The following is a 26,999-nucleotide window of genomic DNA, read 5'->3' as shown; positions in this document are numbered from 1 at the left end:
TCTCCTACTCGGCCACCCAGAGCCGGTTCAACTATTCGCGGCCACCCACGGTGATCTTTCGAGCACCTTGCGCGGTGGTCTCGGTGGCCGCCGGCGAGACGAGCCGCTCAACCCCGCATCGGCGTCTGGTGAGGAGATTCATGGTGAGGTCAGGTCGTACAGGGTGGTGTCGTCGACCGTCTTCGCGGTGTAGTTGGCGGCCACCCACTCGCTGATCTGCGAGCTGTAACTACTGCCACCGTTGCCACCGCCCCGGGCGAACCCGCCACCTCCGACGAAGTAGTGGATCTTCCCATCGGCCACGTACTGCTGGAACTGCTCAAGGGTGGGCGACGGGTCGGTGCCGTTGAAGCCGCCGATCGCCATCACCGGCTTCTCGGTCGCCAGCTGGTAACCGGAGGCGCTCTGCGAACCGATCGCGGCGGCCACCCACGTGTACTTGCCGGCGTCCTGTTCGAGCAGCGCCTTCATCTGGTCGCTGACCTCGGCGGCGTTCAGCAAACCACCCATACCGCCACCACCGTCCCGGCCTGCACGACCCGCCGCGCCACCGGGTAAGCCGCCGCCAGGAAGACCGCCCCCGGGGAACCCGCCCGGACCGCCGCCTCCGGGGAACCCGCCCCGACCGCCGCCTCCGGGGAACCCGCCCCGACCGCCGCCCCCACCCCGGCCGAAACCGCCCCCGAACCCATCGGCCACCGACGGCCCAGCGGACGGGATCGACCCACTGTGCGGCTCCGAAGCAGTCTGCCCCGCGTACGCCGAAGGTCCCGCCAGACTCACGCCGAGCGCGACCACCGCAACCACCACCCCCCACCGCCTGGCCAGTCGAACGGTGACCACCAGCGCAACCGCCGCAACCAGCCCGGCCACCAGCACCGGCACGCGCAACCAGGGCAGAAAATCAGCACTGCGCCCCAGCAGCACATACGACCACCAAGCGGTCACCGCCACCGACGCACCCAGCGCAACCACCGCGACGACGCTGGTCCGCCGCTCCCAGAGCAGCGCCGCGCCGATAGCCACCACCGCACCGATCGCCGGCGCCAGAGCAACCGTGTAATACGCGTGGAAGATCCCCTGCATCAGGCTGAAGACCAGCCCGGTGACCAGCAGCCACCCGCCCCAGACGATCAGGCCGGCGCGCTGGAGATCGGTCCGTGCCCGCCGCGCCGTGATCGCCAGCCCCGCCACCAGAAGAATCAGGGCGGCGGGCAGCAGCCAGGAAACCTGTCCACCCTGGCCGCTCTCGAAGAGCCGGGTGACCGATGCTGATCCCCACCGGCCGCCACCGCCGCCACCCCCGACGCTGCCGGCCTCTTCACCGCTGAGCCGGCCGAGGCCGTTGTACCCGAGGGTGAGCTCCAGCAGGCTGTTGTTCTGGGAACCGCCGATGTACGGCCGGGCCGAGGCCGGGATCAGCTCGACGATCACGATGTACCAGCCGGCCGACACCACCAGCGCGACCAGGGCGAGCAGCAGCTGCCAGATGCGTTTGCCCAGCTGGGGCGGGCCGGCGAGCAGGTACGCGAGGCCGAACGCCGGAACCACGAGCAGCGCCTGCAGCATCTTGGCGAGGAAGCCGAACCCGACGAACACCCCGGCCAGCACGATCCACTTGGTGGAGCCGTTCTCCACAGCGCGCATTGTCGCGTAGGCACCCGCCACCATCAGCAGAACCAGCAGCGCGTCGGGATTGTTGAAGCGGAACATCAACACGGCGACCGGGGTCAGCGTGGAGATCGCCCCCGCCAGCAGACCGGCAGCCGGACCCGCCGCGCGGCGCACAGTGGCGTAGAGCAGCCCGGTGGTGGCGACGCCGAGCAGGGCCTGGGGTACCAGGATGCTCCAGGAGCTGAGGCCGAAGACGCGTACCGACAGCGCCATGATCCAGAGCGAGGCGGGCGTCTTGTCCACTGTGATGGCGTTGGCCGCATCGGAGGAGCCGTAGAAGAACGCCTTCCAGCTCTCTGAGCCGGCCTGGACCGCGGCCGAGTAGAACGCGTTCGCCCAGCCGGACTCGCCGAGACCCCCGATGTAGAGGACGGCGGTCGCGGCGAGGAGCGCGAAGAGGGAGGGCCGGATCCAGGGGGCATCCGTGCGGCCGAGAAGGTATCGGGCGGCACCGGTGCGCTCACGCCGAGCGGGCGCCTCCGGAACGTCAGCGGCGGCCGCCTCCGGCAACAGCAAGGTCATGCGGAAACGATCGAACGACGGACTGTCGTTCCCTTGTGGCGTGGCTGAGCGGTCCCTGTGAACTCAGGGACCGCCCGGGAAACGAGGTCAGACCGTGCGGCGCTTCGCGGACGCGGTGGCCAGGCGCTCCAGCACGCTCACGGTGGCGTCCCAGCCCATGCACGCGTCGGTGACCGACTGCCCGTAGACGAGCGAGCCACCGAGGTTCTGCCGTCCCGGCTGCAGGAAGCTCTCCAGCATCACGCCGCTGATCCCGCGCTGCCCGGCCTCCATCTGCTGTGCCACGTCCTCGGCCACGATCGGCTGGCGGTTGTGGTCCTTGTTGCTGTTGCCGTGCGAGCAGTCGATGACCAGGCGCTCGGGTTCGCCGGCCGTACGGAGCAACTCGAGGGACGCGGCAACGTCGGCGGCGCTGTAGTTGGGCCTGCCGCCCCCGCCGCGCAGCACCAGGTGGCAGTCCGGGTTGCCGGTGGTGTGCAGGATCGCCGGGGTGCCGGAGTAGTCGATGCCGGGGAAGACGTGCTGCGCCGCGGCGGCCTGGATCGCGTCGACGGCGGTGGAGACGCTGCCGTCGGGGCGGTTCTTCATGCCGATCGGCATCGACAGTCCGGAGGCGAGCTGGCGGTGCACCTGCGACTCGACCGTACGGGCGCCGATCGCACCCCACGCCACGGTGTCCGCGATGTACTGCGGTGTGATCGGGTCGAGGAACTCCACTGCCACCGGCAGGCCCCGGCCGACCACCTCGAGCAGCAGCTTGCGGGCGATCCGCAGGCCGGCGCCGACGTCACCGGTGCCGTCCAGTGCCGGGTCCATGATCAGGCCCTTCCAGCCCACCGTGGAGCGCGGCTTCTCGAAGTACACCCGCATCACGATCAGCAGGTCCTCGCTGAGCCGCTCGGCCTCCTTCTTGAGCAGGTCGGCGTATTCGCCTGCCGCGGCCGGATCGTGCACCGAACACGGGCCGACCACGGCGATCAGCCGTTGATCTCGGCCGTTCAGCACGTCCTCGACCTGCTTTCGGCCGGCCAGCACGGTGTCGTGGAGGTCGGAGGTGAGCGGCAGCTCGTGGTGCAGCAGCGCCGGGCTCATCAGCGGGACGACCTTCTCGATGCGCTGGTCGCGGACGCGCTGTACCTCGGGGGCAGTCATGGCGATCTCTCTCCTTCGCCGGCACCCGAGGGCGAGAGCCGGCTTGCTCGTGGCAAACAAAAAGGCAGCGACGTCGTCGCTGCCTCGGCCGGCTCTGGCGGGGGTGTCTCAGGTCATGCGGTCATGGCCGAGGCACCGGCGAGAGCCGGCCTCGTAAACCAATAGAAAGACCACATCCGAGTCACGCCAAGGAGCATAGCCCGTTCACCGCGCCGGATGCAGCGCCTCCGGCTGTTGTTCAGCTGTTGGGACGACAGGCGGTGGGCCGAGCGGCAGCATCACCGTGAAGACAGTCTGCCCGGGACGGCTCCGCACGCCGACCTTGCCGCCGTGCGAGGTCACCACCGCGTGCACGATCGAGAGGCCGAGACCGGTGCTGCCGGCGGCACGCGAGCGTGAGCCGTCACCGCGGGTGAACCGCTCGAAGATGCGAGGGGCCAGCTCGGCGTCGATGCCCGGACCGTTGTCGATCACCTGGAGCACGGCTGCGTTCGGTACGGCGCCGACCTTCACGGTCACCGTCGAGCCCTCCGGGGTGTGTGTCCGAGCGTTGGCCAGCAGGTTCGCCAGCACCTGATGGAGCCGGGCGCCGTCGCCGATCACCGAGACCGGCTCCTCCGGCAGGTCGAGCTGCCAGAGGTGGCGTGGTCCAGCGGCGTGCGCGTCGCTCGTCGCGTCAACGGCGAGCATGGTCAGATCGACGGGATCCTGCGCGAGCGGACGGCCGGCGTCCAGGCGGGCGAGCAGCAGCAGGTCCTCGACGAGCGTGGTCATCCGCTTGGCCTCGGACTCGACCCGGGTCAGCACGTGCGCGATCTCGTCCGGGACGGGCTGGCGGCTGCGGCGGCTGAGTTCGGCGTAACCGCGGATCGCGGCGAGCGGCGTGCGCAACTCGTGGCTGGCGTCGGCGACGAACTGGCGCACCTGCATCTCGCTGGCGTGCCGCGCCTCCAGGGCGTTGCCGACGTGGTCGAGCATGCGGTTCAGCGCGGCGCCGACCTGGCCGACCTCGGTGCGCGGGTCGGTGTCCTGGTCGGGGACCCGCTGTGCGAGCTGCACCTCGCCGCGGTCGAGCTTGAGCTCGGAGACGCGGGTCGCGGTGGCTGCCACACGATCAAGGGGCTTGAGGGTACGGCGGACGATGAGCGCACCACCCCAGCCCGCGATCAGCAGCGAACCCGCGATCACGCAGCCGGTGAACGCGGCGACGGTGAGCAGCGTCGAGTTGACGTCTCCGAGCGACAGCCCGGTGTAGAGGGTCACCGTCTGGTCGTCGTACTTCGCCTTGGTCGCGATCACCCGGTATTCGGGGAGGTCACCGCCGAGGTCGATGTCGACCGCCCGGCCGCCCACCGTCGCCTCGCCGGTCAGGACGGCGACCTGTGCGGGGGTCAGTGAGTTGAAGCCGCCCTCCGGGCCGCGCGAGCCGACCTGGAATCGCACCAGGCCACCATCGACCGGGGTTCCGTCCGCGGCGATCCACAGGGTGATCGAATTCTCCGGGGAACCACCGGCGGGCTTCTTCGGCGGCAGCTGGCGGGTGCCCGGATAGATGTTCGAGTCGTCGTTCCTGATGTATCGCAGACGGCCGGAGATGTCGTCCAGTTCTTTGTCGATCTGGCTGTGCAGGGACTTGTAGAGGTAGATCTCCGCGGTACTGCCGACGACCAGCCCCAGCACCGACAGCAGCGCGATCATGATGGCGACCAGCCGGGTGCGCAGCGGCCAGCCCGCCGGGCTGCGCCAGCGGGCGGGGCGGGTGGTGCGGGCCGGGGCAGTGCCGGGCACGTCAGTCAGCCGGCTTGAGCACGTAACCCGCGCCACGCATCGTGTGGATCATCGGCGCCCGGCCGGCGTCGATCTTCTTCCGCAGGTACGAGATGTAGAGCTCCACCACGTTGGCCTGCCCACCGAAGTCGTAGTTCCACACCCGATCCAGGATCTGCGGCTTGCTCAGCACCCGGCGCGGGTTGCGCATCAGGTAGCGCAGCAGCTCGAACTCGGTGGCGGTCAGCGTGATCAGATCGCCGGCCCGGCGCACCTCGTGCGAGTCCTCGTCCAGGGTCAGGTCGCCGACAACGAGCTGGGACTCCGTACGCATAGGAGCGTGACCCATCCGCCGCATCAGACCGCGCAGCCGGGCCACCACCTCCTCCAGGCTGAACGGCTTGGTGACGTAGTCGTCGCCGCCGGCCGTCAGGCCGGTGATCCGGTCCTCGACCGAGTCCTTGGCGGTCAGGAACAGCACCGGGACCTCGGGCGTCTCGCCGCGCAGCCGCCGCAGCACCTCGAGCCCGTCGATGTCGGGCAGCATCATGTCCAGGACGACGGCGTCGGGGCGGAACTCCCGGGCGGTCCGCACGGCCGTCATTCCGTCGCCCGCGCTGCGCACCTCCCAGCCCTCGTAGCGGAGCGCCATCGAGAGCAGCTCGGCCAGGGTCGGCTCGTCGTCCACGACGAGCACCCGGACCGGTGTCCCGTCGGGCCGCCGGAGTTCGGTGCTGGGATCTGCGTTCGCCATCGTCATGCCCCTACTGTGCTGGGCGACGCTCTGCGCCGGCTTTCCGTTTCCTGTGTAGCAGCTGTGTCTGCTGTAGCAACTGTGTCCGCGCACAGCGGCTTCGCGCCGTCATGGTGTTCGGCAGAACGGTTCGCCCTCTTGAGGCAATAACCGCCTTCGCCGGTGCGGCATACCCCTTAAAACCGACAAAACACCCATACTGTACGGGTGAGAAGCGGACGAAAGATGCTGGTGTCCCTGTCCGCGCTCGTCCTCTTCCTGCTCACCGCGGTCCCGGCGGCGTCCGCGGCCACCACCGAGCCGGCGGCGCCGGAGCGGGATTCCGTCAGCGCGACCGAGCTGCCCGGCAGTGGGCCCAGCCCGATGCTGCTCGCCGCTATCGGCGGTTACCTGCTGACCGGTGGCCTGGCGCTGCTGCTCCTGCGGCGCTGAGCGTCCGCACACACTTGATCGGGTGGAACACTCGCTGTTCCCTCGATGTTGTGCGAGCGTTGGGGTCGGCGACGCGAGTGAGGAGCTGCACGTGGATCTTCTCGAGGAATACCGCAGGGCCACCTTCTTCTTCGAGTCCGGCGACCCGCTCGGTGCCGCTCGCCTGCTCGAACCGATAGTCGAGGCCGAGCCGCACAACACCGCCGTCCGTCAGCTGCTGGCCCGGGCCTATTTCAACTCGGCACAACTGGGCGGCGCGGAAACTCAGCTCCGGGTGCTGATCGAGCATGATCCCTCGGACCACTACGCGCACCACGTGCTCGGCCGGACCCTGGAGCGGGCCGGCCGATTTCGTGAGGCCCTGCCGCACCTGCGCCTGGCCGCCGCGATGAAGACGCAGCCCGATTATCAGGAAGCCGTCCGCCGGGTCGAGACCTGGCTCGGCAAGAACACCGCAGCGTAGGGTTCTCGATCGTGAAGCTGAAGCTGGACCTGCACGACATCTTCAACAAGGGTACCGAGATCGACCGTGCCCTGCGCGGGATCATCGACGAGGCCATCGAGAAGAAGGCCACGCTCGTCGAGATCATCCCGGGCAAGGGCAGCGGCGCCCTGAAGAAGAAGGTGCTCCGCTTCCTCGACCAGAAAGAGATCAAGCAGCTCTATCACCGGGTCGAGAAGGACGGCGACAACTGGGGCCGGCTGTTCATCCACTTCCGGTTCAACACATCCACCGGCCGGGGCCGCGGCCGCGGTCGATAACGGTCACCGCAGAACGCGATACCAGAGGCCGTTGGCCAGTGGGGACTCGCTGCTGCTGAGGCGTTCGAGGGCGACGTCGGTGCCGCCGGGGTGCTCGAAGAGGCGGGTGCCGTCACCGAGCAGTACCGGTGCCACGAAGACCAGGATCTCGTCGAGCAGCCCAGCGGCCACCAGCTGCCGGGCCACCTCGGCACCGAGCACGTTGACGTACCGGCCGCCCGCCGCCTCGCGGGCCGCGGCGACCGCCTCGTGCAGGTCGGTGACGAAGGTGACGCCGGGCACCGGCTCGGCCGGCGGGCGGTGGGTGAGCACGAACTGTGGCCCGTGCCAGGCACCCTCCATCGCGCCCTCCCGGTCGGTGCCCGCGTTCGGGTCGTCACCGCCGAACGTCCGCCTGCCGACCAGGAAGGCGCCGACCTGATCGACCAGGTCTTCGGCGGCGGGGTTGGGCCCGAGCCGCGGTGCCAGCCACGACATGTCCCCACCGGGACCGGCGATGAAGCCGTCGAGCGACATGGTCACGGAGTACAGAACTCTGCTCGTCACAGCGTGTAAGTCTTCGCTACGGCGACCATCTCGCTGCTGTGGGACCCCAGAACGCCCACCCCCGCGGGACGGGCCTGGAAACCGGGGAGCCGGGTGACGTCGTCGCTGGCGTCCATCGCGCGCAGCCGTACCGGATCGGTGCCGCGCAGGGTCAGCTCCACCTCGACCCCGTCCTTCGGTGGAGCGTGGAAGACGAACCCGAAGCCCCACCCGCCGCCGGCCTCGCCGGTCGGCGCGATCGGCCGTCCGCCGACGGTGGCGGCGGTGATCCACGTCCCGGCGGCCACGTGCAGCGTGACGAACCGGACTGTGCGCTGCGGGGCCAGCCGCAGACGCAGGGTCCGGCCGTCACCGGTACGGGTGTCCGTGACCAGGGTGAGGTTCGGTGCGGGCAGTGTCGCGGCCGGTGCGGGGCCGCTGCGCAGTTCCTCGGCGCCGAAGGCCGGCAACGAGTCAGTGGTTGTCACGGGGTCGCCGGCCACGTACTGCGCGGTCCACACCTGCGGATCGGCCTCCTCGCTGAGCCAGCGGGCGGTGCCGGTGTCGGCGTCCATCGCGTACATCAGGTGGGTGAGCGACGGGTGCTCGGCGTCGAATCTGTCGACGGCGAGGCCGGTCACGGTGCACGCCAGCACGGCGACCGCAGCGGTCAGCGTGGGCAGGGCGCCGTGCCGGCGGGCGCGGATAGCCTCCATGCCGCGGGCGCCACCCGTCGCCGGATGGATCAGGTCGACGACCGGTAGCAGGGCGAGGCCGAGCAGCACGGTGAGCAGCGCGCCCACCCCGGCCATCGGCATGCCCAGCGCGGGGAAGAACATCAGCACCGTGGGCAGCAGGATCACCACCGCGACGATGCCACCGGCGGCGATCGCCACGACCGCGAAGAGATCGGGGACGAGGATCGCGACCAGCGCGGTGAGCGCGCCGGCGAGGGCGGGCAGCGTGGTCAGATAGGCGCCGCCCGGGGTGTACGCGGAGAGCGGGATGCCGAGGACGGCGAGCCAGCCGAACCCGGCGACGGCCAGTGCGGCGGGTCCGACGCGGCGGCGCAGCAGGGCGTACCAGGTCAGGATGGTGAGCGCGGCGAGGGCGATCACGGCGAGCCGGTACCAGAGTGGACGGTACGGGTCGATCGGCAGCCCGCCGTACTCCGGCCGGATCAGGATCAGCAGCGACCACAGGCCCTGGGCCAGGAGCGGCGCGACCACGATCGGGATCAGGGTGAGCCCGGCCGCCGCCGCCAGCCGTCGTCCGGTGGCCCGCTTCTGCCGCACCACCAGGAAGCCCAGCAGCCCGACCGCGAGTACGGCCAGCAGAGTCAGCGGCCACACCAGTGAGCCGGGGTAGCGGATCAGCAGGCCCACCACCGGGAAGTAGGTGGCGTCGCCGCCCTCGAGCGCCGTCAGGTCACGCCCGCCCAGTTCCCGGGTGAGGGCCAGGGCGTTGTCACCGTGGTGCTGGAGGCTGTCCCGGTTCATCGACTCGGGGGTGTCGGTCGGCGCGTGGTAGACCGCTGCGCCGTCGATGTATGCCGAGTTCAGCCCCTGGAACCCGGCGTCGAGGAACGGGGTGAAGTCGGTGTCGTTCGGCATCAGCCGGTAGATCTCGACGGCCAGCGACGTGCCGACCGGATACGGCACGTGCCCGTACGCCTCGACGAGCCGCCCGTTGCCCTCCGAGGTCTCGAACATGATCGCTGGCCCGCTGCTGCCCCGCGCCTCCAGGTTGAGCACCACGCCACCGTCCCGGGCGAGCGGGTGCTGGTCGGTGAACGCCTTGGCACCGCAGAGACAGGCCTCCTCGGCGTCGGTGAGCACCAGTACGACGTCGTTGCGCAACGGGCCGCCGGCCTTCAGCGCACGTGCCGTCTCCAGGATCGTGGAGGTGCCCGCGGCGTCGTCGTTGCCGCCCGGCGCGATCTGTGCGGAGTCGTAGTGCGCCACCAGGAAGATCCGGCCGGTGGAGGCGGTGCCGGGGATCAGTGTGACCACGTTGCGTACCCGGGCCAGCCCGGTCCCGCCCGCGCTCGCCGACAGCGTGCCGCCCTGAACGGTGACGGTGTCCTGCACCTCGGGGGTGAGGCCCATACCGCGCAGCGTCGTGAGCAGGTGCTCGCGGACCGTGTCGTTCGCCGCGCTGCCGGCCGGGTGCGGTACGGCGGCGATCGTCTCCACCTGGGTGAAGGCCCGCGCCGCACTGAACTCGTCCGGCGGCGCCGTGGCCGCTCGCTGCGCGGGCGGCGCGATGGCGCGCACCGCGGCGAAGCCGGCCAGGGCGAGCACGGCGAGGACGGCGGCCGCGGCGAGGCCCCGGCGGGCCGGCCTGGTCAGGGCGTAGTCACGCATGAGTGACATCTAAGCGCTCGGCGCGGCGGCCGGGTACCCCGAAGATCCAATGCCGCGTGGCATAGCGTTGTCCGGGTGACTACCCCGCTCGATCCAGCCGCCGTCATCGCGGAGTTCATCGCAGCGGTGTCCCCGTACAACCCGAACCCGGACGCCGCGCCCGTCGCCGTCGTCGGCGTGCGCACCGCGCTCGGCGAGGACGTCTTCACCCTCAGTGATCATGTGATCCGGGCGATGTGCCGTGCGCTCGCCTCCTACCGGGACCCGGAGGACCGCGGCGAGTGCGTCGGATGCGGCGGACGTCACCTCGACGAGAACCTGCACTGCCGGGATTGCGGCAGGTTGCACGGAATCCTCGGTCAGGTGATCGCCGAGCACGCCCGCCGAGTGGCGGCGGACGGCGCCGACCAGCACCCGACGGGCCCGATGTGATCCCAGGTCACGACCTGGTGACCGGAGTTGTGCGGCCGGGCCCGGTGGTACACGATTTGCGGGTCCAATCTGCGTCGAGTGGGGAATCGGAATGACGGAGCGGTCGCTCGCGCCCCGCAGGTACGCGGCGAACCAGCTGGAGAGATTGCGGATCCTGCTCGTCGAGGACGACGAGGGCGACGCCTTCCTGGTTCGTGAACTGCTCAGCGAGGCTGAGGCTCCGTTCGACCTGACGATCGTCACCAGCCTCCGCGAGGCGACGAAGGTGCTTGTCGGCGTCGACTGCGTGCTGCTCGACCTGGGCCTGCCCGACGCGGAAGGCATCGACGGGCTGCGCAAGCTGCTCGCGGTCGCCGGCGGTGCCGCGGTCTGCGTGCTGACCGGGCGCTCCGACGAGCACCTCGGTGTGCAGGCGGTCGCCGAGGGAGCCCAGGACTACTTGGTCAAGGGTCAGGTCGACGGTGTCCTGCTGATCCGTTCCCTGCGTTACGCGGTGGAGCGCAAGCGCGCCGACGAGAACGCCCGCCTGCTCCGCGAGGTGGAGCTGCGCCAGGCCGAGTCGGCTCGCCTGGAGCGTGGTCTGCTCCCGCAGCCGCTGATGCAGACGACCGAGGTCGCGGTGGAGACGTTCTACCGGTCCGGCCGCGCGATGGGTCTGCTCGGTGGTGACTTCTTCGACGTGGTGCAGGTCGGTGACGACCGGTTGCACCTGATCGTCGGTGACGTCTGCGGGCACGGTGTCGACGAGGCCGCGCTGGGTGTGGAGCTCCGGGTGGCCTGGCGTGCCCTGACGCTCGCCGGCGTTCCCGAGGAGCAGGTGCTGCCCTCGCTGGAGCAGGTTCTGATGTCCGAGCGGCGGGCCCGGGAGGTCTTCGCCACGGTCGCCTCGGTGGTCATCGACCTGCCGGGCAACCGCGCGACCGTACGGCTGGCCGGGCACCCGCCGCCCGTGGTGCTCTCCGGCGGCCGGGTCGTCCCGGTGGCCGCGCGTACCGGAATCGTCCTCGGGGTACGTCCTGCTCCCACACCCGCGACGGAGTTGGAGTTCTCCGGCCATGACTGGTCTCTGCTGATGTACACAGACGGACTGATCGAGGGGCACACCGGTGGTGGCCCCGAGCGGCTCGACGTCGAGGGTCTCCGCGAGCTGCTGGACGAACGGGAGGCCCGGGAGATGCCGCTGCCCGCCCTGCCCGCCTGGCTGGTCAGCCGTGCGGACCAGGACAACGGCGGCCCGCTCGCCGACGACGTCGCGATGCTGCTGATCTCGCGTGGCGGTGGCCGGTGAACGTGCTCGACGCGCGTACCTGGACCCTGCGCGGGCGGATCGCCGCGCTCTGCACCGCCGTGGGCCTGATCCTCGGCGCGCTCGGCGTGTTCGCCGCCTTCACCGCGGCCTCCAACAACCGGCACCTCGACGACGTGCTCGATCGGATCGGCCCGATGCGGGTGGCCGGTGAGGCGCTGAACACCGCGCTGGTGAACCAGGAGACCGGCATCCGGGGCTATGCGATCACCGGACAGCTCGACAACCTCAAGCCGTACGAGAACGGGCTCGCCGCCGAGAACGATCAGATGGCGCGCCTGGAGAGCCTGGTCCGGCCCGGCGACGCGGACATCAGGGCGGGCCTCGAGGACGTCCGGGCGCGTTCCGCGGCCTGGCGGGCCTCGGTGGCCGATCCGGTGATCACCGCGGTCCGGTCGCAGGGCACGCAGGCGGCGCAGACGATCGTCGATCAGGCCGACACCCGCCAGTTCGACGAGTTGCGGCAGTCGGTCCAGCGCGTGCAGGGCCACATTCAGGTCATCCGCGCGGAGGCGGCGGACGCGGCCCGGCAGGCCGGTTCCACCATGGTGGCGATCGAGATCGCCGCCGCGGCCATCATCGTGCTGACCGGCGCCTTCCTGCTGTTCCTGCTGGATCGGCTGGTCAGCCGTCCGATCACGGTGCTCGCCAACCAGGTGCGCGAGGTGGCGGCCGGCGACTACGACCGGCACATCGACATCCCGCAGGGCTCACCCGACCTGGTGGCGCTCGCCGCCGACATCGACCGGATGCGCCAGCAGATCGCCAGCGAGCTCTCCGAGGTACGCACCGCCCGCGGCCAGGTCGAGTGGGTGAACCAGCAACTCCAGTCGCAGGCCGAGGAGCTGACCCGGTCCAACCGTGACCTCGAGCAGTTCGCCTACGTCGCCTCGCACGACCTGCAGGAACCGCTGCGCAAGGTGGCCAGCTTCTGCCAGCTCCTCCAGCGGCGGTACGCGGGTCAGCTCGACGACCGCGCCGACCAGTACATCGGTTTCGCTGTCGACGGTGCCCAGCGCATGCAGCGGCTGATCAACGACCTCCTGGCGTTCTCCCGGATCGGCCGCCTGACCAGCGGGTTCAGCGAGGTCGACCTGAACAAGGTGCTCACCGACGTCCAGTCGCAGTTGGAGCCGCGGGCCGGTGAGGGCGCCGAGATCGTCTGGTCCGGACTCCCCATCGTGGAGGGTGAGGAGCCGCTGCTCACCACGCTCTTCGTGAACCTGGTCGGCAACTCACTCAAGTTCCGCCGCCCCGACGTGCTGCCGGTCATCCGGATCACCGCGAAGCGGGACGGCGGCGAGTGGCAGATCAACGTCCGCGACAACGGGATCGGGATCGAGGCCGAGTTCGCCGACAAGGTGTTCGTGATCTTCCAGCGGCTGCACGCGCGCGATGCGTACGAGGGGACCGGCATCGGACTGGCGATCGTCAAGAAGATCGTCGAATACCATGGCGGGCGGGTCTGGCTGGACGTCGATGTCCCGGAAGGTGCGTCGATCTACTTCACGCTGCCGGTGCTGCCCGGTTCGGAGCCCGAAGAGAAGGCCGAAGAGGCCGTGGAAGAGGTGCCGGCATGAGCATGACGCGGGAAAACGGGACACCTATCGAGGTGTTGCTCGTCGAGGACGACCCGGGTGACGTCCTGATGACGCAGGAGGCGTTCGAGGAGCACAAGGTCCGCAACCGGCTGACCGTGGTCTCCGACGGTGCCGAGGCTCTCGCGTACCTGCGCCGGGAGGGTCAGTACTCCGACGCGGTCCGTCCCGACCTGATCCTGCTCGACCTGAACCTGCCGCGGCGTGACGGCCGTGAGGTGCTCGAGGAGATCAAGAAGGACGACGACCTGGGCCGGATCCCGGTTGTCGTGCTCACCACCTCCTCGGCGGACGAGGACATCCTGCGCAGCTACCAGCTGCACGCGAACGCGTACGTGACGAAGCCGGTGGACTTCGAGCGGTTCATCGCGGTGATCCGCCAGATCGACGAGTTCTTCGTCAGCGTCGTGAAGTTGCCGCCGCGTGCTTGATCAGGTCGCCGAGCTGATTCGTGAGGTAGCGCACACCGTCGTCCTGCCGCGCTTCCGGCACCTGGCCGACTCCGAGGTGCAGGAGAAGGCACCCGGTGACCTGGTCACGATCGCCGACCAGGAGTCCGAGCGGGCACTCACCCGCGGGCTCACCGCACTGCTGCCGGGCTCGGTGGTGGTCGGTGAGGAGGCCGTCGCGGCTGATCCCGCGGTGCGCGACCGGGTCGGTGGCGGCGGCGCGGTGTGGATCGTCGACCCGGTCGACGGCACCAACAACTTCGCCGCCGGCAAGACGCCGTTCTGCGTGATGGTCGCCCTGGTCCGTGACGGTGAGCCGGCCGCGGCCTGGATCCTCGACGTGGTCGCGGACCACCTGACGGTGGCCGAGGCGGGCTCGGGGGCCTACCGCGACGGCGTCCGCGTCAAGACCCGGACCGACAACCCCGGTGCCGCCGAGCTGCGGGGCGTCGTCTCGCACAAATACCTCCCCGACGACCTGCGGGATCAGGTCCGTGCGAACGCCGCCGGCCTGGGCGGGCACACCAACGGCAAGCACTGCGCGGGGTACGAGTATCCGGCGATCGCCACCGACGAGCAGCAGTTCGGCATGTTCTGGCGGATCCTGCCGTGGGACCACGTGCCCGGTTCGCTGATCGTCCGGGAGGCCGGTGGGGTGGTGCGTCACCTCGACGGCACGGAGTACCGGCCCACCGACCACCAGCGGGGACTTCTGGTCGCCGCGAACGCCGACATCTGGCAGTCGGTCCACGGGACGCTGTTCCCGGGCGGTGCGCCCGACGTGGAACCGGTTTAGGGTCGCGTCGTGTCGTCGTACCTGGAAATGATCTTTGGTCTGACCGGCCGGACCGCTGTGGTGACCGGCGGCAGTTCCGGGATCGGCCGCGCGATGGCTGTCGCTCTCGGTCGCGCCGGAGCGCGGATTCTGGTGGTGGCCCGGCGCGAGGCGCCGATGGCCGAGGTGGTCACTGAGCTGCGCGAGCACGGCGTTGAAGCGGACGCGATCTCTGCGGATCTCGCCGATCGCGCGTCGGTCAAGGCTGCCATAACCAAGATCATTGAGGGGTACGGTCAACCCGACATTCTGGTCAACTCGGCGGCGGTCAACCTGCGCCCGCATCTCGACGCGCTCACCGACGACGACTGGGACGTGACGCTGGCCGCCAACCTGACCGCGCCGTTCCTGCTCGGGCAGGCGTTCGGCCCGGCCATGGCGCGCAACGGCTGGGGCCGGATCGTCAACGTCGTCTCGCAGCAGGCGTTCCGCGCCTACGGCAACAGCGGTGCCTACGGCGCGGCGAAGGCCGGCCTGGTCGGGCTGACCCGATCGCAGGCCGAGGCCTGGTCGCGGCACGGAGTCACCTGCAACGCGGTGGCGCCCGGCGTGGTGCACACCCCGCTCACCGAGGAGGTCTTCGCCGACCCCTCGAAAGTGTCGGTGCACACCGCCCGGACGATGATCGGCCGCAACGGTTTGCCGAGCGATTTCGCCGGATGTGCCGTTTTCCTGGCGAGTGATGCTGGGCAGGCGGTAACCGGTCAGACACTCTTCGTCGACGGTGGCTACTCGGCCACCTGAGTGATCTCCCTTTCTCCAGGTCCGGCACGGTAAAGTACCGGCGCTTACGACTTGGAGGTATTCGTGGCGGCCACTCTCCCGCGCCGGTTGACTGCCCTGTTGGCTCTGCTGGCCGCTGCTGTGTCGGTGACCCTCGTTGCCAGTGCTTCCCCAGCCGCCGCCGATCCCGAGGGCGGCACCAAGAAGCTGCGCAACGCGCTCGAAACGGCCGCGAAGGGCTACGACCAGGCGAAGACGAAGCTGGCCTCCTCGAAGAAGCGGCAGACGCAGCTGACCGAGAAGCTCAAGCAGTCCGAGGCCAGCGCGAAGGTGCTGACCGGGCAGGTCAACGAGGTGGCGAACCGGCTGTACCAGATGGGCCGGATCAGCACGATGTCGCTGCTGCTCAACAGCGCCTCGCCGGACAACTTCATCGATCGGGTGCAGAGCCTCGACGTGCTCGCCCAGATCGACAGCGGCACCCTGGCCCAGTACCAGGAGGACATCGAGACCTCCAAGAAAGCCAAGATCGCGCTCGACGCCGAGATCATCGAGCAGCGCAAGCAGGTGAACGTGATGGCCCGCAAGAAGCGGGAGGCCGAGCTGGCGCTGGCCGAGGTCGGTGGCGGAGCCGCGGGTGGCTTCGTCTCGGCGAACTCGCCGGCGGCCAAGGCGGCACCGCGCAACTCGGACGGCTCCTGGCCGAAGGAGTCCTGCACGGTCAAGGACCCCACCTCCAGCGGGTGCATCACACCTCGGACGCTGCACGCGTTCCAGGAGGCCAAGGCGGACGGGTTCAAGCGGTACACGGTGTGCTTCAGCCAGCGGTCGTCCGGCGAGCATCCGAAGGGCCGGGCCTGCGACTTCTCGGCGGCCTCGGGGACCTTCAAGAACGAGGCGGCGAGTGGCGGCGACAAGTCGTACGGTGACAGCCTCGCCGCCTACTTCGTGAAGAACGCCGACGAGCTGGGCGTCATGTATGTGATCTGGTTCCGGCAGATCTGGCAGCCGAGCACCGGCTGGCGGGCGTACAGCGTCAGCGGCGGGCCGGCCGCGGTGCACACCAACCACGTGCACCTCTCGATGCTCTGAACCCTCTCGTCTCCCACAGGTGGCGTGGGGTTTAGCGTTCCCACCATGGACGACCACAGGTGGATGGGCCGCGCCGTCGAGCTCACGCACCGCTGTCCCCGCTCGGAGACGGCGTTCGCCGTCGGCGCGGTGATCGTCGACGCGGACGGGCACGAGATCGCCTCCGGCTGGTCGCGTGACGCGGATCCGTACGTGCACGCTGAGGAGTCGGCCCTGATCCGGGCGGCCGGTGATCGGCGGCTGCGGCGGGCGACGCTCTACAGCACCCTGGAGCCGTGCTCGAAGCGGAGCAGCCGGCCGCACGCCACCTGCGTGAGCCTGATCATCGCGGCCGGGATCCCCCGGGTGGTGATCGCCTGGCGGGAACCGGACATCTTCGTCACCTGCGAGGGAATCGCGCTGCTGACCGCGGCCGGGGCCGAGGTGGTCGAGTTGCCGGAGTTCGCTGAAGCGGCGCAGTCGGCGAACGCTCACCTGCGTACCTGAGCTTTTCGGCCCGCCGGTAACATCCGGCGATGGACAGTCCGCCACGCGCTTTGCCCTCGGCCCTCGCCACCGCCCTGGCCTTCGGGTCCAGCGGGGCCGTCCTGGTCCTGGAGATCGTGGCGTTGCGTCTCGTCGGCCCGTACGTCGGTGTCACCCTCCAGGTGAGCAGCTCGGTGATCGGGGTGGCGCTGGCGGCCATCGCGTACGGCGCGTGGATCGGCGGGCGCCTCGCCGACCGGTTCGACCCGCGGTCCCTGCTCGCCCCCGCGCTGATCCTCGGCGCCATCGGCACGGCGGTGACCCTCCCGCTGGTCCGCTGGGGCGGTGAACTGCTCCGTGGCGGCGCCGCTCCGGCAGTGCTGCTGCTCGCGGCACTGGCGATCTTCCTGCCCGCCCTGGTGCTCTCCACGATCCCGCCGATGGTGGTGAAACTGCAGCTCGGCGACCTGAAGAAGGCCGGCTCCGTGGTGGGGCGGCTGTCCAGCATCGGCACCCTCGGCGCCATCACGGCGACCCTGGTCACCGGCTTCGTCTTCGTCGCGGCGATGCCGAGCAGCGTGATCGTGCTGAGCCTGGCGGTGCTGCTGGCGGCGGGCGGGCTGCTGCTCGGCTGGTGGACCCGGCGGGACCTGCCCGGATCGCCGAAGATGCGGGCGGCGCTCGTCGCGGTGGGGCTGGCCGGGGCGGGGCTCGGCGCGAGCTCGCCGACACCGTGTGACGTGGAGACGGCGTACCACTGCGCTCGGGTGGATGCCGACTCCGGTCGCCCTGGTGGGCGGACCCTGATGCTCAATTCGGCGCGGCACTCGTACGTCGACCTGAACGATCCGCTGTACCTGGAGTTCGAGTACGTCCAGTGGATCGGCGCGGTCACCAACGTGTTCAAGCCGCCCGCCGCGCCGATCGACGCGTTGCACCTGGGCGGCGGCGGGTTCACCGTGCCGAACTACGTGAAGGCGACCCGGCCCGGCAGCGACCAGCTGGTCCTCGAACTGGACGGCGGTCTGGTGGATCTCGACCGGAAGTCGCTGGGCCTGCGTACCGGATCTGATCTTCGGGTCGAGGTGGGTGATGCCCGGGTCGGCCTGGCCAGGCAGCAGGACCAGAGCTACGACCTGGTGGTGGGTGACGCGTTCGGGCACCTCGTGGTGCCGTGGCACCTGGCCACCCGGGAGATGGCGGCGGACGTGGCGCGGGTGCTGCGCGCCGACGGCGTGTACGCCCAGAACGTGATCGACTACCCGCCGGACCGGTTCATCCGGGCCGAACTGGCCACGGTGGCCGCGGCGTTTCCGCATGTCGCCCTGATCGCCCCACCGGATGCCATCGCGGGCAAGACCGGGTCGAACTTCGTGATCCTCGCGTCGAAGAGCCCCCTGCCGGTGGACGCCGTGCGAGAGGTGCTCGCTTCGGTGCCGAAGCCGGTCACCCTGCTGGCGGACGACGAACTGACCGGTTTCGTGGGGGACGCCCGGGTGCTGACCGACGACTACGCGCCTGTGGATCAGCTGCTCGCCGGCTGACAGCAGGTTTAACGCACGGGTTTCCCGGTGCGGCACCGGACGGCGGGCCTCTCGGCGAGAATCGGCGCATGGGGAGTACGGAGCGAAACAATCACGATGGGTCGCTCCGTCTCGCCGGGCGGTACCGCCTGATCGAAAAGCTGGGCGCCGGCGGCATGTCGGTGGTCTGGCGCGGCTACGACGAGACGCTCGGCCGCGACGTGGCGGTCAAGGTGCTCTCGCCGCGGCTGGCAGAGGACCGTACCTTCCGGGACCGCCTCCGGCAGGAGGCCTTGGCCGCCGCGCGGCTCTGCCACCCGCACATCACCGGCATCTTCGACTTCGGCGAAGCCCCCATCTCGGACCGGCTGACCGTCCCCTACGTGGTGATGGAGCTCAACGACGGCGAGTCCGTCGGCGCCCGGATCGGCAGGCAGGGCTCCCTGGCGTGGCGTGAGGCCGTGATGGCCGCCGCCGAGGTCGCGTCCGCGCTGGCCACCGCACATGCCCGGGGCGTCGTCCACCGCGACGTCACCCCCGCGAACGTGATGCTCACCGGCGCCGGCGCGAAGGTCGTCGACTTCGGCATCTCCGCCGTCATCGGCCAGCGCGACGCGGCCCCCGACGGCAGCCTCCTGGGCACCCCCGCCTACCTGGCCCCCGAACGCCTCGGCGGCGCCTCCGTCTCGCCCGCCACCGACGTCTACGCCCTGGGCCTCCTGCTCTACCGCGCCCTCACCGGCCGGCTGCCCTGGCCCGCCGAGAACACCGCCGAAGCGCTCCGAGCCCACCTGTACGCCGACCCCGAACCCATCACCGACCTGCCGGGACTGCCGGCCGGCGTCGCCGACCTGTGCCTGCGCTGCCTGGCCAAGAGTCCCGCCGACCGACCCGGCGCCGCCGAGGTGGCCCGCGCCCTCGCCGCAACGGTCGGCCTGCGGGCGATCATCCCGCCGCTGCGGGAGGGGGAGCGGGGTGCGATCCCGGCGGCCCGGGCGGTGGTGCCAGTGGCCGGAATCGTTCAGCCGCGGCGGGGCCTGCTCCGGGTGTGGCGGCGTCGCTCGCCGGTCGGCGCGCCTCTGCTGCTCACCTCACTCCCTCAGCCCTCAACGCGCTCGCCGGCTTCGCACCGTGCCTGGCTCGCGGCGTACCGGCTTCGCGCCGGGTTGAAGATCGGCTCGGCGTTGCGGATGGGACCGGTGCGGCCCCTGGGCGGCGGTCTGTTCGTCGGCGGGCGCCCGTCCGCCGGCCGGGACATCGGCGACCAGGGCATCGTCGCCCGCCGGGACCGGATGCCCGCCATCGCCGCCTTCGCCACGGTGATCCTGCTGGCGGCCACCCTGTTCAGCTGGTCGGCCCGGCGCGAGGCCGAGGACGCCGACGGCACGCACACCACCGCTGCTGGCGCCGGCAGCGCGGCGGTCGGCGCGCCGGCGGCCGGGGGAGTCAAACGCGCCCGGTGCTCGATCCGCTACGAGGTGCAGCGCGATTCCGGCACGGAGTTCGAGGCCAAACTGACCGTGTACGCCACCGGCGCACAACACCCCGCCTGGCGTGTCGAGTTCAGCTTCCCCGGCACCCAGCGCCTCGTCCCACTGTCGAAGACGGTCAGCCAGCAGGGCCGTCGCGTCGTGGTCACCGGCAAGGGACGGTCCGAGGCGGTCACGCTGCGCGGTGGTTACCGGGAACGGAACCCGTTGCCGCTCACCTTCGTCCTGAACGGGCAGAACTGCCGGGCGGAGGTCCTCGGCAGCACCAACCCCGGAGCCGTCGAGAACAACTCGGTGCGGGCGGCGGTCGAGGAGCCCGCACGCAACGGGGGCACCCTGAACAAGCGCAAGCGCACTCAGCCCCGCCGAGAGGTCACACCCCGCAAACACGTGGAGCCGGCTCCTTCCGGCCGCTCCGCTGTACCGGCTCCCAAGCACAGCACCGGTTTCTCCCTGGCTCTCTGATTCCTCGTGGCTCTCTGATTCCTCTCGGCTCCCTGATCCGATCACTGCCTGATCCGATCACTGCCTGATCCGATCACTGCCTGATCCGATCACTGCCTGATCCGATCGCTGTCGGCTCTCTGGTCCGGTCGCTCCGCCGATAGTGTCGAGCCATGACGAGACTCGCAGTGGTCACCGGCGGCGGTACCGGGATCGGCAAGGCGACGGCGGGCATGCTCGCCGGCGAGGGCTACGATGTGATCATCGTCGGCCGCCGCCCCGAAGTCCTCGCCGACGCGGTCAAGTGGATCGGACCGCAAGCCTCAGCGGTGACCGCCGACGTGTCCGACCCTGCCCAGATCCCCACAGTCGTCGACGCCGTCTCCGACCGCCCGGTCGACGTCCTGGTCAACAACGCCGGCGCATACATCCCCGGCAACGAGGACACCCTCGACGGCGTAGCCGCCCGCTGGCGCGCCAACCTCGACTCCAACGTGCTCACCGCCGTCCTGATGACCACCGCCCTCCTGCCCAAGCTCCGCCGCCCCGGCGGCAGAATCATCCTGACCAGCTCGATAGCCGCCCAGCGCGGAGGCGGCGGCCCGTACTCCGCCGCCAAGGCCGCCCTGCACGGCTACGCCCTCGACCTGGCCACCCGCCTCGGCACCGAAGGCATCACCGCCAACGTGATCGCCCCCGGCTACGTAACCGACAGCGAGTTCTTCCTGGGCCGCATGACCCCCGAAGGCCACCAGTCCCGCGTCGACGCGACGCTGCTCAAACGCCCCGGCACCCCCGACGACATCGCCGAAACCGTCCGCTGGCTCGCAGGCCCCGGCGGCACCTTCGTAACCGGCCAAATCATCAACGTCAACGGCGGCTCCGTCCTCGGCCGCTGACCCCACCGTTTCTGGCCCACCACCGTTTCGGGCCCCACCACCGTTTCGGGCCCACCACCGTTTCTGGCCCCACCACCGTTGCTGACCCCACCGTTTCTGACCCCACCCACCGTTTCGGCTGGCGGTCAGCTCGCGGCGCCGCCCGTGAACCGGCCCTCACCCGGCCGGTTGGCCCGGAACCTCAGCCCCGACCACCGCTCGTCGATCGCCACCTGCCCGCACGGCCGCATGTCGAAGTCGGCGACGATCGGCCAGAGGGTGTCCCGGTTGATGTCGGCCCTGTTCCCCTTCGGATAGGCGATCCAGAACGCACCAGGCTTGTCCAGATCGGCGCGGTGCTCGGCCAACTGCTTCCGGGCACCCTCCTCATCCTCGACGAACAACACCGCGGTACTCGCCGTAGCCAAAGTCCCGGTCTCCCGCACCCCGTCCGGCATCGGCGTGAGCAGCGGCAGACGAGCCGGCTCATTGAGCCAAACAGTCGAGTTCGGCTTGATCAGAAGCTTCTCTGCGATCGTTTTGGTCATGTCTAAGAGCCTTACACCCTCCAGCCGCTCTTCTGTCGCATTCCCCTAAGCAGCCGCCACACCATCCGCCGCCGTCCTGAGCCCCGGCCGTCCCCGGGCTCACGGTCCTGGCCTCGCCGCGCCGTCCCGGGCAGTCGTTGTCCTCCGGCCGTCGCCGGCCACCGGGACTGGTGGTGGTCGAGCCACCTGCTGTCCTGGGCGGGCACTACGCCGAGCGAACACTCGCCTCGCCGCAGGCCCTTCACAGATTCCCGCCCTCTGGTTCCGAGCCCGCAGCCGAGACCTGAAGACGGCCACCCCGGTGACTCCGCTCATCTCCACACACCACCCATCAACCGATCTCGATCGGACGCGGACCGTCAGGCGCTCGTCCGTCCCAGCAGCATTGCGGGTTCGTCGCGCCGGTGCGCAAATTCGTTCCCGAAGCTGTGGATAACTCCGAGCTGTGGATAACTCGGGCCGACCCGCCGCGGGCTGATAGACATGCCGGGTGACTGAGACGACGCGGATGGTGGCCGATGCGGCCGAGCGGGCGGTCGTGCGTGAGCGGGCCGAGGAGGTGCTCCGCAGGCTCGCCGGCGAGCATGCGGTGCTCCGTGAGGATCAATGGCGCGCGATCGAGGCGCTGACTGTCGACCGGCGGCGGGTGCTCTGTGTGCAGCGCACCGGGTGGGGCAAGTCGGCGGTCTACTTCGTAGCCACGTCGCTGCTGCGGAGCGGTGTCACCGCCGCACCCGGTGATCCGCCGACGGGTCCGACCGTCATCGTGTCCCCGCTGCTCGCGCTGATGCGCAACCAGGTCGACGCGGCCGCCCGGGCGGGCATCCGGGCACGCACCATCAACTCGGCCAACCTCGACGAGTGGTCTCTCGTCGAGCAGGAGATCCGGGCCGGCGAGGTCGACGTGCTGCTGATCAGCCCGGAGCGGCTCAACAACCCCGACTTCCGCGACAATGTGCTGCCGGGCCTCGCGTCCAGCACCGGCCTGCTCGTGGTCGACGAGGCGCACTGCGTCTCCGACTGGGGCCACGACTTCCGGCCCGACTACCGGCGGCTGCGCACCTTCCTGAGCGGGCTGCCCTCCCGGACCCCGGTGCTCGCCACTACGGCCACCGCGAACTCCCGGGTCACCGCCGACGTCGCCGAGCAGCTCGGTGACGCGCTGGTGCTGCGTGGCCCGCTCGACCGTGACTCGCTCCGGCTCGCCGTGCTCCGCCTGGACGACCCGGCGCACCGCCTGGCCTGGCTCGCCGACCACCTGGAGCGGCTGCCCGGCTCCGGCATCGTCTACACGCTCACCGTCGCCGCCGCGACCGAGACCGCGGATTTCCTGCGCTCACGCGGCTTCCCCGTGGCGTCATACACGGGACAGGTCGAGGACGCCGACCGCCGCGCCGCCGAGCAGGACCTGCTGGACAACAAGATCAAGGCACTGGTGGCCACCTCGGCGCTCGGCATGGGCTTCGACAAACCCGACCTGGGTTTTGTCGTCCACCTCGGCGCGCCCAACTCGCCGATCGCCTACTACCAGCAGGTGGGCCGAGCCGGCCGAGCCGTCGAGCACGCCGAGGTCGTGCTCCTGCCCGGCCCCGAGGACGCCGCGATCTGGCGCTATTTCGCCTCGCTTGCCTTCCCACCCGAAGACCAGGTCCGCGCGGTGCTCTCCCAGCTGGCCCCGGACCGCCCACTCTCCACCCAGGCCCTGGAACCCCTCGTCGACCTGCGCCGCAACCGTCTGGAGCTGATGCTCAAGGTCCTCGACGTCGACGGCGCGGTGCGGCGCACCAGGGGCGGCTGGCTGGCCACCGGCGAACAGTGGACCTACGACACTGCCAGACTGCGGCGCGTCGCCGAGGCGCGGGAGACCGAGCAGCAGACCATGATCGAGTACGCGACGACCACCGCCTGCCGCATGGAATTCCTCCGCCGTTGCCTCGACGATCCCGAAGCCGCCCCGTGCGGTCGTTGTGACAACTGCGCCGGCCCGCTGTTCGACACCGAGCTGTCCTCCGCCTCGCTGGCCGCCGCCAACGCCTTCCTGGGCCGCCCCGGTGTCGAGATCGCGCCCAAGAAGATGTGGCCCACCGGCCTCGCCGCCGTCGGCATCAGTCTCAAAGGCAAGATCGGTCCCGGGGAGCAGATCGAACCCGGCCGGGCAGTCGGCCGGCTCTCCGACCTAGGCTGGGGCAACCGGCTACGCAGCGTGGTCTCGCCCGACTCGGCCGACGCTCCGATCCCCGCCGAACTGGCCGCCGCCGTAGTCGAAGTCCTCAAAGCCTGGGCCCACGGCGACGACGCTTGGCGAGAGCGCCCGGCCGCCGTCGTGGCCGTCTCCTCCCACCGTCATCCACAACTTGTCCACAGCCTCGCCGAACACATTGCTACTGTCGGCCGCCTGCCTCTCCTCGGCTCCCTGCACTCCAACCACGTGGGCGAAACCGGTCACCGCGGCAACAGCGGCCAGCGCGTCCGAGCCCTCCACGAAGCCTTCACCGTCCCACTCGCCATCGCCGACGAGCTGACCCGCCTCTCCGGCCCCGTCCTCCTGGTCGACGACCTCGTCGACTCAGGCTGGACCATGTCCCTGGCCGGCCGCACCCTCCGCCGCGCCGGCGCACCCGCCGTCCTCCCCCTGGCCCTGGCCGTAGCCGGCTGAGCCCAACAGCGCCTGTGCGGTAATCCACGGCGGCCAGGACCACACCTAACGTCCGCATAGCGCCGCTTTCCGGCGCGACGCAGGCCGTCCGGGCGGCGCGGGCGGCGCGGCGGCGGGCGGTGCCACGCTCCGGGCGGCGAGGGCGGCGAGGGCGGCGAGGGCGGCGAGGGCGGCGAGGGCGGCGCGGGCGGCGCGGGCGGCGCGGGCGGCGCGGGCGGCGCGGGCGGCGCGGGCGGCGAGGGCGGCGCGGTGGCGGGCGGTGCCACGCGCCGGGCCGTTGGGTGGCGCGACACACGCGGCCGGCGGACACACGGGCGGCCGGCGGCGACCACGGTGGCCGCTGCGAGGGTCAGGTGATGCCGAGGACGGCGTTTCGGGTGGGGCGGCGGTCGATCTCCATGAAGCGGTGGGCGCCCTCCAACTCCGCGAAGCCGGACTTGCGGTAGACCTCCTGGGCGTCCTTCGTGGCGAGGAGGAAGCGCTGGATGCCGCGGGCCGACTGGGTTTCCAGGATGGTGTCGATCAGCCAGGTTCCGAGGCCGTGACCGCGGTGGGCGGAGTCGACGAACACGTCGCAGATCCAGGCGAAGGTGGCGCCGTCGGTGACTACGCGGGCGAAGGCGACCTGTTGGCCGCCGGTGAGTACGGCGTAGGGCACGGAACCCTCGATCGAACGGGCGACGAGGTCGCGGGGGCGGCCGGCGGCCCAGTACGACTCCTCGGACAGCCAGCGGTGCACCCGGTCCAGGTCTACGCGGGCCGGGTCGTCGGTCAGGACGTACTCGCCGCGTTCGAGGTATGTCACGTTCGGAACTCCTTCAGGTGTGCAGGCAGGGGACCGCACGGGCAGGCGTGCGGCCAGGGGACCGCACGGGCAGGCGTGCGGCCAGGGACCGCATGGGCAGGCGTGCGGCCAGGGACCGCATGGGCAGGCGTGCGGGTAGGGGAAACCGCACGGGCGAGGCGGTCGGCCACATGCGGACAGCATCGTCGCCGCGGTTCATGGTGTGCGAGCGGATGGCGGGCGAGGTGAGGTAGAGCACCGGATGGTGCGGGCGGGACAGTGCAATCGGTGTACCAACTGGTCGGCGGTGAGCCAACGCAGTTCCGAACCAGTGAGAGAGGGCACGCTCAAAGAGGGAGTGACATCACGGAGACCGGATACCGGCAGGGGGTATGCTGGGGCTCGAGTCGGACAGGTGACCAAGCCGGTCCGTGAGATGAGCAAGGCAAGCCGCCGGAAGGGTTGAACATGGCTGTGACCAGCACCTATACCGTGAAGGGCATGACCTGCTCGCACTGCGTCCAGTCGGTGACCAGCGAGATCTCCGCGCTGCCCGGCGTCGCCGAGGTGCAGGTCGACCTGGCTTCCGGCGGTGTGACGGTGACCAGCGAAGCACCACTCACGGATGACGCGGTGCGCGGAGCAGTCGACGAGGCCGGCTACGAGCTCGTTGATGCCTGATCAAGCCGAGGAGACGACCTCGGGCCGCGCCGAGGAGACGACCTCGGCCCGCGCCGAGGAGCAACAAGAGCAAGAGGCAGCGCAGGCTGAGGACTTCCGGCCACCGGAGAACGCCGGATTCCGGCTGGCCGCCATCGGCGCGCTGCTGATCGTCGTCCTCTTCGCCGGGTACGGCCTCGGCCGGCTGAACAACGGCACCCCCGCCCCGGCAAACCCGGCAGCCGGCGCCGCGAATCCCGCAACCGGTGCCGCGAATCCCGCGACGGGCGCCGCGAATCCCGCGACGGGCGCCGCGAATCCAGCAGCGGGCACACCGCCAGGCGCCGCACCCGAGGCCACCACCGTTGACGAGAGCCAGCCGCACACCCACGGCACAACCGCTCCGATCGCCGGCGGTGGCACCGGTGCGGCCGTCGGCGGTCTCTCGCTCAGTTCCAGCGGGCTGACCCTGACGCCGGTGTCCACGACCTTCCGGGCCGGCCGTTCCCAGCGGCTCGAGTTCATGATCCACGGGCCCGGTGGCGCGCCGATCACGACCTACAGCGTGGTGCACGACAAGCCGCTGCACCTGATCGTGATCCGCCGTGATCTCACCGGCTTTCAGCACCTGCACCCGGAGATGGCTCCGGACGGAACCTGGGGCATCGATCTGACCCTCGCCGAGCCGGGCAGCTACCGCATGATCGCCGACTTCACCGCGCTTGTCGGCGGCAGCCAGGTGGTGACCACGCTGGGTAGCGACCTGACGGTCGCCGGCGGCTATGAGCCGGTCACCCTTCCTGATCCGGTGCGGGCTGCGACCGTTTCTGATTACACCGTGGGGTACGAGGGAACGCCCGGCACCGAGTCGACCCAGCCCTTGCTCATGACCGTCAAGGACGGCTCCGGCAAGCCTGTCACGGTCGAGCCGTACCTCGGTGCGTTCGGGCATCTGGTCGTGCTGCGCCAGGGTGACGTCGGCTACGTCCACGTGCACCCGGAGAACCAGTTGGTCGACGGCAAGGTCAAGTTCTGGCTGACCGCTCCCAGCCCGGGCACCTACCGGATGTTCTTCGACTTCCAGGTCGCCGGGAAGGTCTCCACGGCGGCCTGGACCGTCGTGGTCAGCTGACGGCCCCAGGAGGACCGGTCAGCTGACGGG

The 26,999-nt window shown here is 70.4% G+C and carries 26 protein-coding genes; 17 read left to right on the top strand and 9 right to left on the bottom strand.

The features are described from left to right. Positions 1-138: 138 nt before the first annotated feature. The 4 genes from ACFQV6_RS18055 to ACFQV6_RS18040 all read right to left on the bottom strand — a co-directional run bounded on the left by ACFQV6_RS18055 (position 139) and on the right by ACFQV6_RS18040 (position 5,875). Positions 139-2,196 (bottom strand): glycosyltransferase family 39 protein, encoded by a 2,058-nt coding sequence (locus ACFQV6_RS18055; protein ID WP_378028643.1) that lies wholly within the window; start codon positions 2,194-2,196, stop codon positions 139-141. Between the two features lie 87 nt (positions 2,197-2,283). Further along, positions 2,284-3,348 carry a 3-deoxy-7-phosphoheptulonate synthase gene (locus ACFQV6_RS18050; protein ID WP_378028642.1) on the bottom strand — a complete coding sequence of 355 codons (1,065 nt, stop codon included), beginning with the start codon at positions 3,346-3,348 and terminating at the stop codon, positions 2,284-2,286. A gap of 204 nt (positions 3,349-3,552) precedes the next feature. Beyond that, positions 3,553-5,046: an ATP-binding protein gene (locus ACFQV6_RS18045; protein ID WP_378028689.1), complete on the bottom strand. Its 1,494-nt coding sequence runs from the start codon at positions 5,044-5,046 to the stop codon at positions 3,553-3,555. Between the two features lie 91 nt (positions 5,047-5,137). After that, the gene (locus tag ACFQV6_RS18040) at positions 5,138-5,875 is read right to left on the bottom strand and encodes a response regulator transcription factor (RefSeq protein ID WP_378028641.1); all 738 of its coding nucleotides are present in this window, start codon (positions 5,873-5,875) and stop codon (positions 5,138-5,140) included. Positions 5,876-6,076: 201 nt separating this feature from the next. On the opposite strand from ACFQV6_RS18040, the gene ACFQV6_RS18035 reads away from it, so the two are divergent. From ACFQV6_RS18035 to ACFQV6_RS18025, 3 genes are all read left to right on the top strand, one after another. Beyond that, positions 6,077-6,301: a hypothetical protein gene (locus tag ACFQV6_RS18035; protein ID WP_378028640.1), complete on the top strand. Its 225-nt coding sequence runs from the start codon at positions 6,077-6,079 to the stop codon at positions 6,299-6,301. Between the two features lie 91 nt (positions 6,302-6,392). After that, positions 6,393-6,764 carry a tetratricopeptide repeat protein gene (locus ACFQV6_RS18030; protein WP_378028639.1) on the top strand — a complete coding sequence of 124 codons (372 nt, stop codon included), beginning with the start codon at positions 6,393-6,395 and terminating at the stop codon, positions 6,762-6,764. An 11-nt stretch (positions 6,765-6,775) separates the two neighbouring features. Next, positions 6,776-7,063: a Smr/MutS family protein gene (locus ACFQV6_RS18025; RefSeq protein ID WP_378028638.1), complete on the top strand. Its 288-nt coding sequence runs from the start codon at positions 6,776-6,778 to the stop codon at positions 7,061-7,063. A 3-nt stretch (positions 7,064-7,066) separates the two neighbouring features. Here ACFQV6_RS18025 and ACFQV6_RS18020 read toward each other — a convergent pair whose 3' ends face one another. Both ACFQV6_RS18020 and ACFQV6_RS18015 read right to left on the bottom strand, forming a co-directional pair. After that, a complete protein-coding gene (locus ACFQV6_RS18020) occupies positions 7,067-7,609 on the bottom strand; it encodes a dihydrofolate reductase family protein (protein ID WP_378028637.1) in 543 nt (180 codons plus the stop codon). Beyond that, the gene (locus ACFQV6_RS18015; RefSeq protein WP_378028636.1) at positions 7,606-9,954 is read right to left on the bottom strand and encodes a M28 family peptidase; all 2,349 of its coding nucleotides are present in this window, start codon (positions 9,952-9,954) and stop codon (positions 7,606-7,608) included. Before ACFQV6_RS18015 ends, ACFQV6_RS18020 begins: the two co-directional genes overlap by 4 nt. Positions 9,955-10,029: 75 nt before the next feature. Here ACFQV6_RS18015 and ACFQV6_RS18010 point away from each other — a divergent pair, with 75 nt between their 5' ends. The 11 genes from ACFQV6_RS18010 to ACFQV6_RS17960 all read left to right on the top strand — a co-directional run bounded on the left by ACFQV6_RS18010 (position 10,030) and on the right by ACFQV6_RS17960 (position 21,210). After that, positions 10,030-10,386, top strand: coding sequence for a hypothetical protein (locus tag ACFQV6_RS18010; RefSeq protein ID WP_378028635.1), 357 nt, complete (start codon positions 10,030-10,032; stop codon positions 10,384-10,386). A gap of 91 nt (positions 10,387-10,477) precedes the next feature. Continuing rightward, a complete protein-coding gene (locus ACFQV6_RS18005; RefSeq protein WP_378028634.1) occupies positions 10,478-11,674 on the top strand; it encodes a PP2C family protein-serine/threonine phosphatase in 1,197 nt (398 codons plus the stop codon). Continuing rightward, positions 11,671-13,272, top strand: coding sequence for an ATP-binding protein (locus ACFQV6_RS18000; RefSeq protein WP_378028633.1), 1,602 nt, complete (start codon positions 11,671-11,673; stop codon positions 13,270-13,272). Before ACFQV6_RS18005 ends, ACFQV6_RS18000 begins: the two co-directional genes overlap by 4 nt. Further along, complete coding sequence (locus ACFQV6_RS17995) at positions 13,269-13,721, top strand: response regulator (RefSeq protein WP_378028632.1); 453 nt, start codon at positions 13,269-13,271, stop codon at positions 13,719-13,721. Before ACFQV6_RS18000 ends, ACFQV6_RS17995 begins: the two co-directional genes overlap by 4 nt. After that, entirely contained in the window at positions 13,714-14,535 is an 822-nt protein-coding gene (locus tag ACFQV6_RS17990) for an inositol monophosphatase family protein (protein ID WP_378028631.1), read from the top strand. Before ACFQV6_RS17995 ends, ACFQV6_RS17990 begins: the two co-directional genes overlap by 8 nt. 9 nt (positions 14,536-14,544) lie before the next feature. Further along, positions 14,545-15,318 carry an SDR family NAD(P)-dependent oxidoreductase gene (locus ACFQV6_RS17985; RefSeq protein ID WP_378028630.1) on the top strand — a complete coding sequence of 258 codons (774 nt, stop codon included), beginning with the start codon at positions 14,545-14,547 and terminating at the stop codon, positions 15,316-15,318. Between the two features lie 63 nt (positions 15,319-15,381). Next, positions 15,382-16,389: a coiled-coil domain-containing protein gene (locus ACFQV6_RS17980; RefSeq protein WP_378028629.1), complete on the top strand. Its 1,008-nt coding sequence runs from the start codon at positions 15,382-15,384 to the stop codon at positions 16,387-16,389. Positions 16,390-16,434: 45 nt separating this feature from the next. Then, positions 16,435-16,875: a deaminase gene (locus ACFQV6_RS17975; RefSeq protein WP_378028628.1), complete on the top strand. Its 441-nt coding sequence runs from the start codon at positions 16,435-16,437 to the stop codon at positions 16,873-16,875. 29 nt (positions 16,876-16,904) lie between these two features. Then, positions 16,905-18,398, top strand: coding sequence for a fused MFS/spermidine synthase (locus ACFQV6_RS17970; protein ID WP_378028627.1), 1,494 nt, complete (start codon positions 16,905-16,907; stop codon positions 18,396-18,398). 68 nt (positions 18,399-18,466) lie between these two features. Beyond that, entirely contained in the window at positions 18,467-20,332 is a 1,866-nt protein-coding gene (locus ACFQV6_RS17965) for a serine/threonine-protein kinase (protein WP_378028626.1), read from the top strand. 152 nt (positions 20,333-20,484) lie between these two features. Further along, on the top strand, positions 20,485-21,210 hold the full coding sequence (locus tag ACFQV6_RS17960; RefSeq protein WP_378028625.1) for an SDR family NAD(P)-dependent oxidoreductase: 726 nt from the start codon (positions 20,485-20,487) through the stop codon (positions 21,208-21,210). Positions 21,211-21,335: 125 nt separating this feature from the next. Here the strand turns inward: ACFQV6_RS17960 and ACFQV6_RS17955 are convergent, their stop codons facing one another. After that, the gene (locus ACFQV6_RS17955) at positions 21,336-21,737 is read right to left on the bottom strand and encodes a hypothetical protein (RefSeq protein ID WP_378028624.1); all 402 of its coding nucleotides are present in this window, start codon (positions 21,735-21,737) and stop codon (positions 21,336-21,338) included. A 508-nt stretch (positions 21,738-22,245) separates the two neighbouring features. Here ACFQV6_RS17955 and ACFQV6_RS17950 point away from each other — a divergent pair. Beyond that, positions 22,246-24,393, top strand: coding sequence for a DEAD/DEAH box helicase (locus ACFQV6_RS17950; RefSeq protein ID WP_378028688.1), 2,148 nt, complete (start codon positions 22,246-22,248; stop codon positions 24,391-24,393). 45 nt (positions 24,394-24,438) lie between these two features. Here the strand turns inward: ACFQV6_RS17950 and ACFQV6_RS17945 are convergent, their stop codons facing one another. Continuing rightward, a complete protein-coding gene (locus ACFQV6_RS17945) occupies positions 24,439-24,705 on the bottom strand; it encodes a hypothetical protein (RefSeq protein ID WP_378028623.1) in 267 nt (88 codons plus the stop codon). A gap of 37 nt (positions 24,706-24,742) precedes the next feature. Next, positions 24,743-25,198, bottom strand: a complete 456-nt coding sequence (locus tag ACFQV6_RS17940; protein ID WP_378028622.1) for a GNAT family N-acetyltransferase — start codon at positions 25,196-25,198, stop codon at positions 24,743-24,745. A 447-nt stretch (positions 25,199-25,645) separates the two neighbouring features. On the opposite strand from ACFQV6_RS17940, the gene ACFQV6_RS17935 reads away from it, so the two are divergent. After that, positions 25,646-25,858, top strand: a complete 213-nt coding sequence (locus ACFQV6_RS17935; RefSeq protein ID WP_378028621.1) for a heavy-metal-associated domain-containing protein — start codon at positions 25,646-25,648, stop codon at positions 25,856-25,858. Further along, the gene (locus ACFQV6_RS17930) at positions 25,851-26,969 is read left to right on the top strand and encodes a hypothetical protein (RefSeq protein WP_378028620.1); all 1,119 of its coding nucleotides are present in this window, start codon (positions 25,851-25,853) and stop codon (positions 26,967-26,969) included. Before ACFQV6_RS17935 ends, ACFQV6_RS17930 begins: the two co-directional genes overlap by 8 nt. The last annotated feature ends 30 nt before the right edge of the window (positions 26,970-26,999 follow it).

The organism is Actinoplanes sp. GCM10030250 (assembly GCF_042666575.1).
In the GTDB taxonomy this organism is placed as follows: Bacteria; Actinomycetota; Actinomycetes; order Mycobacteriales; family Micromonosporaceae; genus Actinoplanes.
The sequence above is the reverse complement of the archived record's forward strand: the minus strand, read 5'-3'. Positions and strand labels throughout refer to the sequence as shown.

Bases quoted from the DNA above. Each gene is read 5' to 3' on its own strand.
- ACFQV6_RS18055 (WP_378028643.1), bottom strand. From the start codon at position 2,196: ATGACCTTGCTGTTGCCGGAGGCGGCCGCCGCTGACGTTCCGGAGGCG.
- ACFQV6_RS18050 (WP_378028642.1), bottom strand. From the start codon at position 3,348: ATGACTGCCCCCGAGGTACAGCGCGTCCGCGACCAGCGCATCGAGAAG.
- ACFQV6_RS18045 (WP_378028689.1), bottom strand. From the start codon at position 5,046: ATGATCGCGCTGCTGTCGGTGCTGGGGCTGGTCGTCGGCAGTACCGCG.
- ACFQV6_RS18040 (WP_378028641.1), bottom strand. From the start codon at position 5,875: ATGACGATGGCGAACGCAGATCCCAGCACCGAACTCCGGCGGCCCGAC.
- ACFQV6_RS18015 (WP_378028636.1), bottom strand. From the start codon at position 9,954: ATGCGTGACTACGCCCTGACCAGGCCGGCCCGCCGGGGCCTCGCCGCG.
- ACFQV6_RS18005 (WP_378028634.1), top strand. From the start codon at position 10,478: ATGACGGAGCGGTCGCTCGCGCCCCGCAGGTACGCGGCGAACCAGCTG.
- ACFQV6_RS17995 (WP_378028632.1), top strand. From the start codon at position 13,269: ATGAGCATGACGCGGGAAAACGGGACACCTATCGAGGTGTTGCTCGTC.
- ACFQV6_RS17975 (WP_378028628.1), top strand. From the start codon at position 16,435: ATGGACGACCACAGGTGGATGGGCCGCGCCGTCGAGCTCACGCACCGC.
- ACFQV6_RS17970 (WP_378028627.1), top strand. From the start codon at position 16,905: ATGGACAGTCCGCCACGCGCTTTGCCCTCGGCCCTCGCCACCGCCCTG.
- ACFQV6_RS17965 (WP_378028626.1), top strand. From the start codon at position 18,467: ATGGGGAGTACGGAGCGAAACAATCACGATGGGTCGCTCCGTCTCGCC.
- ACFQV6_RS17960 (WP_378028625.1), top strand. From the start codon at position 20,485: ATGACGAGACTCGCAGTGGTCACCGGCGGCGGTACCGGGATCGGCAAG.
- ACFQV6_RS17955 (WP_378028624.1), bottom strand. From the start codon at position 21,737: ATGACCAAAACGATCGCAGAGAAGCTTCTGATCAAGCCGAACTCGACT.
- ACFQV6_RS17950 (WP_378028688.1), top strand. From the start codon at position 22,246: ATGGTGGCCGATGCGGCCGAGCGGGCGGTCGTGCGTGAGCGGGCCGAG.
- ACFQV6_RS17935 (WP_378028621.1), top strand. From the start codon at position 25,646: ATGGCTGTGACCAGCACCTATACCGTGAAGGGCATGACCTGCTCGCAC.
- ACFQV6_RS17930 (WP_378028620.1), top strand. From the start codon at position 25,851: ATGCCTGATCAAGCCGAGGAGACGACCTCGGGCCGCGCCGAGGAGACG.